The organism is Mangrovimonas sp. sgz306409 (assembly GCF_059735265.1).
The window spans coordinates 63,446-78,649 of record NZ_JCAPEU010000009.1; the positions used below are offsets into that span (position 1 = coordinate 63,446).

The following is a 15,204-nucleotide window of genomic DNA, read 5'->3' on the forward strand; positions in this document are numbered from 1 at the left end:
ATGGACACAACTCATTTCATACCCATTTCCAAACTTTGCAGCTCCTATAATGTAACCATTTCCTTTCTGGAAGAGCTCGAGGATATTGGTCTTATTTCCATTATCAACATTGAAAAACAATATTATATGGACACCGATGCAGTTGGCTCCTTGGACAAAATACTAAGAATGCAGCGAGAGCTCAACCTCAACATAGAAGGAATCGATATTGTGTTCAACCTACTTCAAAAAGTAGATGCCCTTCAAGCCGAACTCAGTAATTTACAAAACCGCTTAAGGCTTTATGAACACGACTAAGAATTTTATTTTGGATACCTTTTTTTGATATTTCTAATCAAATCTTCCAAGCCGTTTACCTTTAGCTCATAAACCATTTGTAGCATGTCTCCTAATTTCCCCTTCGGAAAACCTTTGTTGTGATACCACACCACATAGTATTCTGGCAAGTCGATTAGATCGCGCCCTTCATATTTTCCAAATGGCATTTTGGTATGTGCCAATTTTATCAAAAAATCTTTGTCTTGTCCTAACATTTTGTCTTTCACTTATAATGCTCAAGGGACCTTAGCTGTTCCTAACTTAACATAGGAAACTAACCTCTTGATACAACAAATCCCTAAAAGTTCCATACCCGTTATGTGTACGCAACGTTTTAGGGATTATGTCAATATTGTGTTTTGTTTTGAAAACTATTCCGCTTCCACAATTGTTAAGTCGTCATACTTTACAATATAAACCGCTTCATTATAGTAGCCTCCAAAATACTTTTTAACGTATCTAAACTTGTTTTCCAAGTATTCGGTTTCCAACTCAGGAGTTGCTGCTTCATACAAATTTTCTTTGGAAGCCAAGCGCAACAAAATATCCAACGTCAAATCGAAACCACGAATAGCATACCTATTTGGTTCTACACCATACAAACTTTTATACTTTGTAATAAACCCATTGGTTGTAGGTGTAATTATAGTTTTGTTTGCCGACGGATAAGTAAATTTCAAATTAGACAAGTGATAATTTGAAATGTTCTTTCCTTCCAAGAATACCGAACTATTCTGGGTAGTCATCAACACAATATGCTGCTCTTCATTGTTCAAACCATTCAACATACTGGTTACATTAGAAGCAAAAGCTTCGTTTTGGGTCTCCAAAAACACGATATTTTCCCCTTCTATAAACATATCCTCCAAATCAGAAATCATGATGTAATTACTATCCTTCCCATCCTTATCCTTTCTGGAGAAGATTTGTTTTGCAGCCACAAACTCCGATTTCAATTGATCGCTAACCACCTTGTTTTTGGCATCGGCAATGATTACAATATGCTTTGGCAAAGAATCCCTTTTCACAAAACGAATCATTTCCTTTTGCATCAATTCACTTGAAGGCACGGTTTGAAAAACATTGTCGTACAAGTTTTCTGGTGTTGTAAAAGGAGAAATCACGGGAATGTGATCGCCTTTAACACTAGCCGCTACCCGTTCCAAATTCTTTGGAAACAAAGGTCCGATGATGGCATCGTAAGTTGAAAAATCATTATTCTTTAAAATATTGGACACCTCAGACAATTGATCCTTAGTATCAAACACCTTTAAGTTTGTAGAAATCCCCAACTGTTTTGCTGAATCCAAAGCCATTTCCACTCCCACATGAAAATCCAAAGAAATGGATAAGCGGGTATCGTTTTTAATAGCGCTTTTAGCCTCCTGCACAGAATCCACATCGATTCTATTCAATCTATAAGGCAACATCAAAGCCAAACGCTTGGTCTTTAGATTCTCAAAGTTAGTTTTGGTTAAATCGGTGTTTTCAAACTCATTACTACCCATAACCGTATTTGCCGAACCAGGAATTTTGATTACCATTCCCAATTTCAAGCCACCTTCCTTCAACTCAGGATTTAGGGTTTCCAATTCTTCCTGGGTGACACCAAACTTACGGTTTAAAGCCATATAGCCCTCACTTTTCTGTACCGTGTAGTAATTGTAATTTTCCTCGATAGCTTTCTCTTCGTTATCGGCTATGTTTGGAACATTCAAGACATCTCCTGGTTGCAATACCTCAGCCATATTTGGATTAAGAGCTTCCAACTCAGGAACTGTAATCCCAAACTTATAGGCCACACGCCATTTTCCTTCTTTAGGCTGTACCGTATACTTTTTTAGGGTATTGCTTACCTCAGCTTTAGCAACAACTGTTTTGAATTTTGGGATTTTAATTTTATCTCCCTTTTGCAGATTATTGGCATACAAGTAGGTATTGTATTTTTTGATATCGTCAACAGTTACATTGTACTGCTTTGCAATACTGTACAAAGTTTCCTTTTTCTTAGCCCGATGGTATTGGTAGCCAGTCACCTCTTTGGTTTCGGTTACAGCTTCATCTGGACGAATTTTGGAAGTAGGGATAATTAACACTGTGCCAACCGATAGCTTCTTTTTGGCATCTGGGTTAAGGGCATAAATGTCAAAAGGAGTTACCAAATATAATTTGGCAATCTCCTCTATCGTTTCTCCTTGTTTTACTTTATGTTGTTTAAAATTTTGAGCCTGTACAAAGCAAATGCTTGCTAGAGTAAACAGGGTAATTAAAACAAGTTTTTTCATATGGTTAAATTATTGTTTACGTTTATGGGGCAATAAATCGTTCACTATACTATTCCCATTCAATGGTTGCTGGCGGCTTAGAACTAATGTCGTACACTACTCTATTAACGCCTTTTACCTTATTTATTATTTCGTTTGAGGTTTTCTGCAAAAACTCGTATGGTAAATTTACCCAGTCAGCTGTCATACCATCGGTACTTTCAACCGCTCTAAGGGCCACACATTGCTCATAGGTACGCTCATCTCCCATTACCCCAACACTGTTGATTGGCAACAAGATGGCACCTGCTTGCCATACATCGTCATAAAGTCCCCAAGACTTCAATCCGTTAATAAACACAGCATCTACCTCTTGTAATATACGAACTTTTTCAGCCGTAATATCACCTAAAATTCTAATTCCTAAACCAGGCCCTGGGAAAGGGTGACGTCCTAAAAGAGCTGGCTCCATTCCCATAGAAGCTCCAACACGTCTTACCTCATCCTTAAACAAGGCTTTCAATGGCTCTACCACTTTCAGCTTCATGAAATCTGGCAATCCTCCCACGTTGTGGTGACTCTTGATAGTTGCACTAGGTCCTCCTGTTGCCGAAACACTTTCGATAACGTCTGGATAGATGGTTCCTTGCGCCAACCATTTTACATCCTGAATTTGGTGGGCCTCATCATCAAACACTTCAATGAACACACGACCAATGGTTTTACGTTTTTCCTCAGGGTCGCTCTTTCCCGCCAAAGCATCCAAAAAGCGTGCCGAAGCATCTACTCCCTTAACGTTAAGGCCCATGTGCTTGTACTGATCCAGTACATCCTCAAATTCGTTTTTACGAAGTAAGCCATTATTTACGAAAATACAATATAAATTTTCTCCAATTGCTTTGTTCAACAGCATAGCCGCCACAGAAGAATCCACGCCTCCAGACAATCCCAAAACAACTTTATCATTTCCTAACTGAGCTTTCAAATCCTCAACTGTTTCGTCCACAAAAGATTGTGGCGTCCAGTCTTGGTTTACCCCAGCAATATTCACCAAAAAGTTCTGCAATAAGCGCTTACCATCTGTAGAATGGTATACTTCTGGGTGGAACTGGATAGCATAAGTTGATTCCCCTTCAATTCTATAAGCCGCATTTTCAACATCATGCGTACTCGCCAACAACACTCCATTTTCTGGTAAATGCTTGATAGTGTCACTATGGCTCATCCACACTTGGCTTCCCTCTGAAATATTTTCGAAAAAGGACTCTCCTCCCATAACAAATGATAGGTTTGCTCTTCCGTATTCACGGGTGTTGGATGGCGCTACTTCACCTCCTGAGAAATGTGCTAAATATTGCGCTCCATAACAAACAGCCAATAAAGGCTTTTTACCACGGATTTTTGACAAATCTGGGTGAGGTGCATCTTCGGCACGAACCGAAAATGGACTACCAGAAAGAATTACCGCTTGGTACTCTTCTACCGTTGATGGAACTTTGTTAAATGGGTGGATTTCACAGTAAATATTGAGCTCTCTAACTCGTCTTGCAATTAGTTGCGTGTACTGCGAACCGAAGTCTAAAATAAGTATCTTATCGTGTTGCATGTGCAAAATTAAAATTAAATGGGAAATTATATATTGAAAAATTGAAAAAATATCAATTCATTGAATCTAAAATCATTTCAATATCCTTCTCGGTAGTATCGGGATTGATAAAACAAAAACGAGACACTGTTTCAAAGGTATCGCCTTGTTTCCATTTGGTTGGCGTTACCAAAGCAAACCCCGACTTATGGTTTCTATAGGTCCATTCGGTATAATCCTCCGGACTCCATCCTTTTCTTCGGAACAATACACAGGACAAACTTGGATCTCTTACCAATTCCACCTTATCATGCTCTGTAATCATTTTACCAGCAATCTGCGCCAATTCAATGCCTCGCTCTACAGCTTCTTTGTATCTATCGGTACCGTGGGTTGCCAATGAGAACCATAAAGGCAAACCGCGTACACGTCGTGTTAATTGTATTTGATAATCGGTTGGGTTGAAGCCGTGCGCCCCTTCGTCCTTAAAGATATCCAAATAAGAGCCTTGTTGCGAGTGTGCATTTTTGGCCAACTCAGGATTTTTATAGATCACCGCGCCACAGTCGTATGGAGAGAACATCCATTTGTGCGGGTCGATGGTGATACTATCGGCACGTTCAATACCTTTAAATTGATGTCTTACGGAATCTGCTACCAAAGCACCTCCTCCATAAGCGGCATCTACATGGAACCATAGATTTTCAGCTTCACACACCTCAGCAATGCTTTCCAAATCATCTATAATTCCGGCATTGGTAGTTCCTCCCGTAGCCACCACAGCAAACAAACATTTGCGCTCGTGCTCCGTTAAGGTTGCAATGGTCTTCTTCAAGTCTTCTCCTGTCAAACATTCTTCGGAATCCACCAACAAGATATCCACATCGGCTACTTTTGCCATCGCCTTTACAGACGAATGGGCTCCAATTGAGGTTATAATCAATCCCTTTTCTCTTTTAAAAGCATCGTCCTGTCTCCAATGTTCACGTGCAGTTACAATTGCCGATAAGTTGGCAGAAGTTCCTCCACTGGTAAATACTCCAAAAGCGCCTTCTGGCAAGCCGGTTAAGGATACAATCCATTTCATGGCTTCGTTTTCACAGAAAATACCTCCGGCACCTTCCATCCAATACGCTCCATGAATACTGGATGCCGAAGTCACCAAATCGAACATAATAGCTGCTCTTGTTGGAGATGCTGGCACAAAGGCTAAATTACGTGGATGATCTACTGGCACATTGGTATTTGCCAAGTGTTTTTTCCAAAGGTCGAAGGCGTATTCGCCTCCTACTCCTTTTGGGGTGATGGTCTCACCTACCAAGGCTTTTAACTCTTCTGCTTTTTTGGGTTTACCTATTTGGCGTTCAGTCGCGGAAACTCTATCGATAACGTATTTCATGACATCCAATGTCATTTCTACCAAGTCGATATCAATCTTATGCATTTGCTACTCTAAATTTAGAATTATAAACTCTTTTTTAAGGGGCTGCAAATTTACGATTAACTGATGAATTAATTGGTCTCCAAACTCTAAATAAAATTGAGAAAAATTGGTATTGCGTTCCTGCAAACTTTGATTGGGAAATAATTCGTTTTGAAGTTGCACAACACGGTCCAAATGATCACTCAATTTCCGCTTTTGCGCCTTGAGCAAACGCTTTTCCAAATGTTCCAAACCTTTGATTTGTTTGCGTTCTTGAGCACCAACGGCTCCTAAAAATGTGGGATCGGTTTTTTCCGCAAGTTTATATAGGTCCTTAAACTGTTGTTCGAGATGTTTTTTTTGAGTGCTAAAGTCTATATCAACCTCAGAAATGGATTTGGTTACTTTGGAAACCAAATCTTCTTGGCTTAAAAATAAATCGGCCATGGATAGTTGCAACTTCTCCAATTTTCCCCCCTGCTTTTCGGCTGCCAATAATACCGAATTTCTTAGCAACAATATTGGAAAGGTTACTTTATGGGCTTCGAAATTCGATTTCAATTGGAACCAATAAGCCAATTCACCGCCTCCACCAATGTAACAAAGGTTTGGCAAAATTACTTCCTGATATAAAGGTCGCATAATGACATTAGGACTGAATCGCTCGGGATACTCATGTAATTCCTTAACGATTTCTTCTTTATCCCAAGTAATCTCCGTTCCGTAAACACTATACTTTCCATCAAGTTCCACAATGCGTTCACGCAAACCTTCGGTTATATAAAAAAGATTGATTTCTCTAGGGTTGACCTGTATTTTGTAGTTTTCGGGCAATGCATTGATTTGGGCATTGGTCTCCGAGACATTTTTAAAAGACGATTGCTGCAACAATTCATCTTCCATATAGGGCACAAAGAGTTGCTTTAAGTTATGGTCATTGCCATCTACAATCACTAAACCATACTCTCCCAACAATTCATTCACTAAAAACCTAGTGGCATCTGTTAGGTTTGCTTGTTCTAAATATGCCTTTTTGAAAAGTTCCTTTAAACGCTTGGCATTGTTACCGGCATTCAATTGAGAAGCAAACACTTCTTCAACCGCGTCCAAACCTTCCAAATCCAACTCGCCAACTGCACCTGATGAGGCTCTGCTCCACTTTATTTTCTTTCCGTTGAAATTGAAATAATTGATCTCTTCAAAATCATGGTCTTCCGTTGCCATCCAATACACTGGCACAAAATTGTATTCGGGATACGCTTCCTTTAACTCACCACAAAGATTGATGGCAGAGACGATTTTATAGAAAAAATACAAAGGCCCAGTAAACAGATTAAGTTGGTGCCCTGTGGTAATGGTAAATGTATTTTCTTTTTTTAAGGCTTGAATATTCCGTTGTGTACTTTCGGAAAGTTCCAAAGACTGACATTGCTGTTCCAATGCTTCTACCAAAACCTTACGGTTTACCAAAGAAACTTGAGGTTGCTTTTCCTCTATCTGTTGTTTGAAGGCTTCCACGGTTGGAAACCTGTGGTAAAAAGGCTTTAGATTTTGATTTTCTTCTAGATAATCACAGATGAGTTGTGAGAAGTAGTTGGTGTCTTTAAACGGAATACAGTCTGTTGGCATAGTCACTATTCAATTCTGACGTAAATATACAGCGCAAAACTGTTTTATGTCCTAAATTTTAGTTAATTCATATTCAATTTATATCATTATTTTTATCACCTAAACCAGCGCTATGCAAAAAATATTTGTTTTTATAGTCACTGTATTCGGTTGTTCAATTTTCTCTTTTGGACAGGAATTACAATCCCCAGACAGCTTTTTAGGATATGAATTGGGTTCCCATTTTTCCAGACACCATCAAGTGGTCGATTACTTTAAATATGTAAGCCAGCAACTGCCCGGTCAAGTGAAATTGGAACATTATGGAGATACTTATGAGCGACGCCCGTTGTATGTTGCTTATGTTTCTTCGGAAGAAAACCTGAGGAATCTTGAAACTATTCGCCAGAACAATCTTAAAAATGCAGGTGTTTTAGATGGCAGCACAACTTCCAATGAGGTGGCAATCGTGTGGCTGAGCTATAATGTTCATGGCAATGAAGCTTCCAGCACCGAAGCCGCCATGAAAACCATCTTCACCTTATTGACCGAAAAACAGGAATGGCTTAAAAGCACCGTGGTAATTATAGATCCTTGTATCAATCCTGACGGAAGAGATCGTTATGTGAATTGGTATAATGAAACCTCCAGCGCTCCTTACGACACCGACCAACAAGCAAGCGAACATTTAGAACCATGGCCAGGTGGAAGACCTAATCATTATTTGTTTGATTTGAATAGGGATTGGGCTTGGGCTACACAAATTGAAAGTCAGTCGCGATTAAAGATCTACAACAAATGGCTTCCACATATCCACGTGGATTTTCATGAGCAAGGGATCAATAACCCTTATTATTTTGCTCCAGCAGCAGAACCATTCCATGAAATCATCACCGATTGGCAAAAAGACTTTCAAACACAAATAGGAAAAAACCACGCCAAATATTTTGATTCCAACGGTTGGCTGTATTTTACAAGAGAACGTTTTGATTTGCTATACCCAAGTTACGGGGACACCTACCCAACATTTATGGGAGCCATTGGTATGACCTACGAACAGGCCGGTCACGGCCGTGGCGGCTTGGGGATTATGAATGATGAAGGCACAGAATTAACTCTTAAGGACCGTATTGCGCACCATACCACTACAGGTCTATCTACTGTAGAAGTTGCCAGCAAAAATGCGGCGAAGCTAAACTCCGAATTCAAAAAATTCTTCGAGAACAGTGATGTGGATTATCAGAGTTATGTTTTAAGTGGAGAGCAAGATAAAATTGAAAGCTTAAAACAGTTATTAGACCAACATGGTATTAGCTATTATAATGGCTCCAAAACTAAGGTGAACGGCTATCTATACAACAAAGGGGACAAAGGTTCGATGGACATCACCTCCTCCGATTTGGTTATAAGCACCAACCAGCCAAAAGGTAAAATGGTGCAAGTTCTATTTGAACCCAATGTAAGCTTGAGTGATTCCTTGACTTACGATATCACTGCTTGGAGTGCTCCATTTGCCTTTGGATTGGACGCCTTGGCCAGCACCAAATTGATCACGGCAAAAGCTGAAGTTGCAACCTCTATCCCAACTCCAAAAATAGACACCAAAGCAACGGCATATATGGCCAAATGGAACCATATTACCGATGCCAAATTCTTGGTGGATTTAATGAAACAAAAAATTAAGGTACGCTTTACCGAAAAGCCCATTTCCACCAGTATTCCTGAGCAAACATTTGATCGCGGTTCCTTGATTATCATAAGAGGAGACAATCAATCTGTAGAAGACTTTGATACCAAAGTGATGGCTTCCGCTAAAAAATTCAACAAGAATCCAATTGCGGTGATGAGTGGTTTTTCAAAGTCTGGGCCAGATTTTGGATCGCCAGATGTGAAATTGGTCAATACGCCTAAAGTTGCGTTACTTTCTGGCGAATCTACATCTCCCTATGGTTATGGAGAATTATGGCACTTCTTTGAGCAACAACTACAATTCCCTGTGACTTCCTTAAACACAAAGTATTTCAAGATGTACGATTTGAAAAAGTACAACGTATTGATTGTACCCGATGGCAACTATGCCAAGGTATTGGACAATGGTGCTTTAAAAAATCTGCAAGTATGGATTCAAAAGGGAGGCAAACTGATTGTCATTGACGGTGCCCTAAAAAGCTTTGCCGGTAAAAAAGGATTCAGCTTAAAAGCCCATGAAGTTAAGGACTCCATTTCTATTGACAAGAAACTGATTTCCTATGCCGATCGTGAACGTGAAGGCATTAAAAAACTTATTACAGGAGCCGTTTTTAAAACGAAAGTGGACGACACCCATCCATTGGCTTTTGGATATTCAGACACTTATTACACATTAAAGCTGGGCAATGATTCCTATGAGTTATTGGAGGATGGCTATAATGTGGTGCATATTGGAGAGAACCCAAAAAGTGTTTCTGGCTTTACAGGAACCGATGCTCTTGAAACCCTAGAAAACTCTTTGATATTTGGAGAAGAACACATCGGCGAAGGAAGTATTGTCTATATGACAGACAATGTCATGTTCCGAAGTTTTTGGGAAAATGGAAAACTATTCCTGGTCAATGCTGTCTTCTTTGTCAACAACAACCTATTTACACTATAAAAAAAAAGCAGCACAATGTGCTGCTTTTTTTATCTTGTTGCTTCTGGGCCTATTTTACCACTTCTGCATATAAATCGAAATCTTCTGCTTCGATTACTTTTACAGTCATAAATTCTCCAGTTTTCAAGTAAGTTGATGTGGCATCAATCAACACTTCATTATCCACATCTGGGGAATCAAATTCAGTTCTCCCTACAAAATAGTTGCCTTCCTTACGGTCGATCACTACTTTAAACTCTTGACCGATTTTTTCTTGGTTCAACTCCCAAGAAATTTGCGATTGGATTTCCATAATTTCATTGGCACGTTCCTGTTTTACATCTTCAGGCACATCATCTTCCAAATTATAGGCGTGGGTATTTTCCTCATGCGAATAAGTAAAGCATCCCAAACGCTCAAAACGCATTTCTTGAACCCATTCTTTTAGTGTTTGGAAATCCTCTTCGGTTTCACCTGGATATCCTACAATTAATGTGGTTCTAATCGTCATATTTGGAACGGCCTTTCTAAACTCCTCAATTAGTTTGGTCGTTTTGGCTTTGGTAGTTCCTCTACGCATACTTTTCAAAATGGAATCAGAAATGTGCTGCAACGGAATATCCAAGTAATTACAAACTTTCGGCTCGCGGTTCATCACCTCCAACACATCCATTGGGAATCCAGTTGGGAAGGCATAATGCAAACGAATCCACTCTATACCTTCTATTTTCACCAAGGCCTCCAATAATTCGGCAAGATTACGCTTCTTATATAAATCCAAACCGTAATAGGTCAAATCCTGTGCAATCAAGATCAACTCCTTCACGCCATTGGCCGCCAATTTTTCAGCTTCAATTACCAACTCCTCTATAGGTGTACTTTTGTGTTTTCCACGCATCAAGGGGATAGCACAAAAACTACATGGACGGTCGCAACCTTCCGCAATCTTCAAATAGGCATAGTTTTTAGGAGTTGTTGTTAAACGCTCCCCTATCAACTCATGTCTATAATCTGCTCCCAATGCCTTTAACAGCCCAGGTAGCTCTGTAGTTCCAAAATATTGATCTACGTTAGGAATTTCCTTTTCTAAATCCGGTTTATAACGCTCACTCAAACAACCTGTCACAAATACCTTATCTACATCACCTGCCTCCTTTTTTTGCATGAATTCCAATATGGTGTTCACACTCTCCTCCTTGGCATTATTGATAAAACCACAGGTATTGATCACCACAATATTCCCTTCCTCTTCATGAACAACGTCCTTGCCACTAGCTTTTAACTGCCCCATCAACACCTCACTGTCGTAAACATTCTTACTACAGCCTAGGGTTACCACATTGATTTTGTTCTTTTTAAGTGATTTTGTTCTCATATCAAAAATTCAGGCTGCAAAGATACGTAATGCTTAACGATTTACCGTATGACATTAACAAATTAGAATGACTATGGAAAGCTTTCGTATCTTTAGAACACTAAAAACATCCCAAGACCATGAAACCTACTCATTTTGCTTTATCACTTTTACTGATTTTCGTCCTATCTGGATGCTCAAAAGATGACCAAACTGATAACTCCCCCATAACTTCCGAAATCTATTTTCCTCCAATGAATTCCAACAATTGGGAAACTATTTCTCCTTCGACATTAGATTGGAATGAGAGTGAACTCCAACCCTTATTGGACTATTTGGAGGCCAAGAACACCAAAAGCTTTATGATACTTTATGATGGTAAAATTGTCGTGGAAGACTATTTCAATGGGCATTCTTCCACTTCCTTATGGTATTGGGCAAGCGCAGGAAAAATATTAACATCTACAGTTGCCGGGATTGCGCAAGATGAAGGCCTCATCAACATTCAATCTAAGGTTTCTGATTATTTGGGAGAAGGCTGGACTTCTGCCCCATTGGAAAAGGAGAATTTAATTACCTGTAAAAACCTATTGTCGATGGATTCTGGATTGGACGACAGCTTAGGCGATGATGTCTCCCCTGAAAATTTGCAATACCTAGCCGATGCCGGCACTCGATGGGCCTACCATAATGTATATGTTAAAATGCAAGATGTAATTGCAGAAGCTAGCGACTTAACTTGGGACAGCTACTTTGAAACGAAATTGGCTTCAAAAATAGGCATGTCAGCAACTGGCACTTGGACCAATCTAGGGGACCTTAGTGTGTATTTCAGCAACACCCGAAGCATGGCTCGCTTTGGCCTGTTTATTTACGCCAATGGTAAGTGGGAAGATGACACCATTGTCTCTGAAGAATTTCTAAATGAAGCGACCAACACCTCTCAAAATATTAATGAAGCTTACGGCTATTTATGGTGGTTAAATGGCAAATCCTCTTTTCACTTGCCACAAACCCAATATGAATTTAACGGGTCATTAGTCCCAAATGCACCATCTGATATGTATGCTGCATTGGGGAAAAACGATCAGAAAATTTACATCTCGCCCAATGAAAAATTGGTCGTGATTAGGATGGGAGAAGCCGCCGACGGAGAAAACTTTGCCCTCTCCAATTTCGACAACGAGCTTTGGGAATACATCAATGCATTCATCAATTAATTATAACCTTTAGGCATTTCTCTCAGTTTTGTGGCCTGCTCATAGGCCATGGCCCATTGTAATAGTTGTATTTCGCGAAAAGGTTTTGAGATAAAGGTAAGCCCTTTGGGTTCTCCAGTATCCGCAGTGTAGCCCATGGGCACCGTAATCGCAGGGTATTCGGCAACCGCGGCAAATCCTGCATGAAAATTATTAATAGACAATATGGCATCTAGTTGATACTTTTGCATTGGAGTGTCCAAAAACAATTTCCCATTTGTTTTAAGGGTCGATTTGATGTTTCCCAAATCACTCTCAGTGCCTTTATCGGCCACTATGCCTTCAAATAATTTTTGACCATAAGGCATTCTATTGATGGAATCTTCCCTATTAAACACAATAACATCTTCAACCGAGGTTACCTTAACATTATTGTCTGCGTAATGTTTCAAATAAGTTGGTAAATCCTTTTTCATATCAAGGTTAAGCAACCTTATAAAATCTGGGAGTTGTATTTCCTGTGCTTCTATTTCTATAATTTCAGCTCCAAGATGCTCCAAATCCTGCAAGGCTTTGGAGTATAAAGGGTCTTCTTTTAGACTTGCGAAACATCCAAACTTTTTCCCTTGTAAATCGATAGATTTAAAATTACCTAAATCAAAATTATTTTTTGAAATACTATCGATTGCTTTCAAGTCGTCCATATCCATTCCTAACATGGCATGAAGTAAAATAGCATTATCTATAACATTCCTGGTCATAGGGCCCGGTGTATCTAAAGTTGACGAAATAGGTACAATTCCACTTCTGCCCAACAAACCAATCGTTGGCTTCAACCCTACATTGGAATTTTGACTTGAAGGCGACAAAATAGATCCGGAGGTTTCACTGCCAACCGCTGCCACACAAAAATTGGCAGCAACTGCTACCCCACTACCAGAACTGGAACCACCAGTATCCAAAACTTTTCTTCCATAAGGATTTAAGGTTTGCCCTCCAACAGCACTATACCCACTGGGACAATCTCCACAAAAGAAATAGGCCCATTCGCTCAAATTGGTCTTGCCTAATATTAATGCACCTTTGGCTTTTAATTGCTTTACTATAAACGCATCCTCTGCAAAATTATCTTTTAAAACTACCGCCCCTGCAGTGGTAGGCATCCCAGAGGCATCAATATTGTCCTTCAATAAAATTGGCATTCCAAAAATGGGATGCTTCAGGCCATTTGTTTTTATAAGTTCATCACACTTTCGTGCTTCTTCTATCACTTTTGGGTTTAAGGCAATGACAGAATTTAAAGAGTTCGGATTAGCTCTGTCATATTTTCTAATGCGATAAAGGTAGAATTTGGTCAGTAATTCATAGGACAATTTTCCCTCTTGAACATATTTCTGCAAGTTTAGAATATCCTGTTCCAAAACAAGCGGCTTCAAATTATTATAGTCGGTTTCTGAAAAGGAAGCCAATTCAGCATTGAAAGGTTCCCATAACAGTTCGACATCCATAAATTTTGAGTCCAAAACCTTGAACTCGGTGAATTGTTTGGTAGAGATATCACTGATATCTGTAGTATCAGATTTTGATTGTATAGGACTTTGGGAATTATGCTGTTTACAGGAAGAAAACAGAAGCAACAATAGAGTGAAAGCTAAGAATCTCATGGTTAGTATTTTTACTAAAAATACTAAAAAATAAAGCTCACCGATTAAGGTAAGCTTATTGTATCATTTATATAGTTGTGGAATTAGTTTTTGAAGAAAGAATCAACAAATTCAAATTTATTGAATACCTGAAGATCTTCAATCCCTTCACCAACTCCAATATATTTCACCGGAATTTTAAATTGATCTGAAATACCAATCACAACGCCACCTTTAGCAGTTCCATCCAATTTGGTAACCGCCAATGAAGTCACTTCTGTGGCAGCCGTAAATTGTTTAGCTTGTTCAAAAGCATTTTGACCTGTAGAACCATCCAATACCAATAAAACATCATGTGGCGCATCTTCTACCACTTTCTGCATCACACGTTTCACTTTCGTGAGCTCGTTCATTAAATTCACCTTATTGTGCAAACGTCCTGCTGTATCGATAATCACCACATCAGCATCTGAAGTCACTGCACTTTGCAACGTATCAAAAGCTACCGATGCAGGGTCACTTCCCATGGATTGTTTGATGATAGGCACGTCTACTCGATCTGCCCAAACCTGCAATTGGTCTATTGCCGCCGCCCTAAAGGTATCGGCAGCTCCAAGTACCACTTTTAATCCTTGTTGCTTGAACTGGTGTGCCAACTTCCCAATGGTCGTCGTCTTTCCAACACCATTTACACCAACCACCATCATAACATAAGGTCTTTTATTGGAGGGCACCGTGAATTCAGTCGCGTTACCGGCATCAATTTCCGATAACAACCCCGCAATTTCTTCACGAAGAATTTTATTGAGTTCGGAGGTTCCCAAATATTTGTCACGTGCCACACGCTCTTCGATGCGCTCAATAATTTTTAAGGTAGTATTCACCCCGACATCACTGGTCACCAAAATTTCCTCTAGATTGTCCAATACCTCATCATCGACTTTTGACTTTCCAGCCACAGCCTTGTTCAGCTTTGTGAAGAATGATGTTTTGGATTTTTCCAACCCTTTGTCTAGGGTTTCCTTTTTTTCCGAAGAAAATATTTTCTTAAAAAAACTCATGTTTAATTGGTGTTAGTTTTGGCCTTTCAAAAAGCCAAAAAGCACTTTACAAATTCCCTGCCTTAAACTGCAATCTGCAATTTTGGCAGAAAAACCTATCAAATATAGATATAAAAAAACTGCTTTCAAATGAAAGCA

General features: G+C 39.5%; 11 protein-coding genes. 3 read left to right on the forward strand and 8 right to left on the reverse strand.

Features of this window, described 5'->3' with window-relative positions:
• Positions 1 to 297 (forward strand): chaperone modulator CbpM, encoded by a 297-nt coding sequence (locus tag AC6I5C_RS14895; RefSeq protein WP_053977463.1) that lies wholly within the window; start codon positions 1 to 3, stop codon positions 295 to 297.
• A gap of 5 nt (positions 298 to 302) precedes the next feature.
• Here AC6I5C_RS14895 and AC6I5C_RS14900 read toward each other — a convergent pair whose 3' ends face one another.
• From AC6I5C_RS14900 to bshC, 5 genes are all read right to left on the reverse strand, one after another.
• A complete protein-coding gene (locus tag AC6I5C_RS14900) occupies positions 303 to 533 on the reverse strand; it encodes a DUF3820 family protein (protein ID WP_053977541.1) in 231 nt (76 codons plus the stop codon).
• 156 nt (positions 534 to 689) lie between these two features.
• The gene (locus AC6I5C_RS14905) at positions 690 to 2,603 is read right to left on the reverse strand and encodes a PBP1 and LysM peptidoglycan-binding domain-containing protein (protein WP_497905850.1); all 1,914 of its coding nucleotides are present in this window, start codon (positions 2,601 to 2,603) and stop codon (positions 690 to 692) included.
• A gap of 49 nt (positions 2,604 to 2,652) precedes the next feature.
• Positions 2,653 to 4,188: a glutamine-hydrolyzing GMP synthase gene (gene guaA, locus AC6I5C_RS14910; protein WP_497905851.1), complete on the reverse strand. Its 1,536-nt coding sequence runs from the start codon at positions 4,186 to 4,188 to the stop codon at positions 2,653 to 2,655.
• 52 nt (positions 4,189 to 4,240) lie between these two features.
• The gene (locus AC6I5C_RS14915) at positions 4,241 to 5,611 is read right to left on the reverse strand and encodes a pyridoxal phosphate-dependent decarboxylase family protein (protein ID WP_497905852.1); all 1,371 of its coding nucleotides are present in this window, start codon (positions 5,609 to 5,611) and stop codon (positions 4,241 to 4,243) included.
• Positions 5,612 to 5,614: 3 nt separating this feature from the next.
• Positions 5,615 to 7,219: a bacillithiol biosynthesis cysteine-adding enzyme BshC gene (bshC, locus tag AC6I5C_RS14920; RefSeq protein WP_497905853.1), complete on the reverse strand. Its 1,605-nt coding sequence runs from the start codon at positions 7,217 to 7,219 to the stop codon at positions 5,615 to 5,617.
• A 112-nt stretch (positions 7,220 to 7,331) separates the two neighbouring features.
• Between bshC and AC6I5C_RS14925 the strand changes: the two genes are divergently transcribed.
• A complete protein-coding gene (locus tag AC6I5C_RS14925) occupies positions 7,332 to 9,830 on the forward strand; it encodes a M14 family metallopeptidase (protein WP_497905854.1) in 2,499 nt (832 codons plus the stop codon).
• A gap of 49 nt (positions 9,831 to 9,879) precedes the next feature.
• Here AC6I5C_RS14925 and rimO read toward each other — a convergent pair whose 3' ends face one another.
• Entirely contained in the window at positions 9,880 to 11,184 is a 1,305-nt protein-coding gene (gene rimO, locus AC6I5C_RS14930) for a 30S ribosomal protein S12 methylthiotransferase RimO (protein ID WP_497905855.1), read from the reverse strand.
• A 119-nt stretch (positions 11,185 to 11,303) separates the two neighbouring features.
• Here rimO and AC6I5C_RS14935 point away from each other — a divergent pair, with 119 nt between their 5' ends.
• Complete coding sequence (locus tag AC6I5C_RS14935; RefSeq protein WP_497905856.1) at positions 11,304 to 12,383, forward strand: serine hydrolase domain-containing protein; 1,080 nt, start codon at positions 11,304 to 11,306, stop codon at positions 12,381 to 12,383.
• On the opposite strand, the gene AC6I5C_RS14940 is transcribed toward AC6I5C_RS14935, so the two are convergent.
• Positions 12,380 to 14,026 carry an amidase family protein gene (locus AC6I5C_RS14940; RefSeq protein WP_497905857.1) on the reverse strand — a complete coding sequence of 549 codons (1,647 nt, stop codon included), beginning with the start codon at positions 14,024 to 14,026 and terminating at the stop codon, positions 12,380 to 12,382. The two genes, AC6I5C_RS14935 and AC6I5C_RS14940, sit on opposite strands and share 4 nt — an antisense overlap.
• An 83-nt stretch (positions 14,027 to 14,109) precedes the next feature.
• Entirely contained in the window at positions 14,110 to 15,066 is a 957-nt protein-coding gene (ftsY, locus tag AC6I5C_RS14945; protein ID WP_497905858.1) for a signal recognition particle-docking protein FtsY, read from the reverse strand.
• Positions 15,067 to 15,204 lie beyond the last annotated feature (138 nt).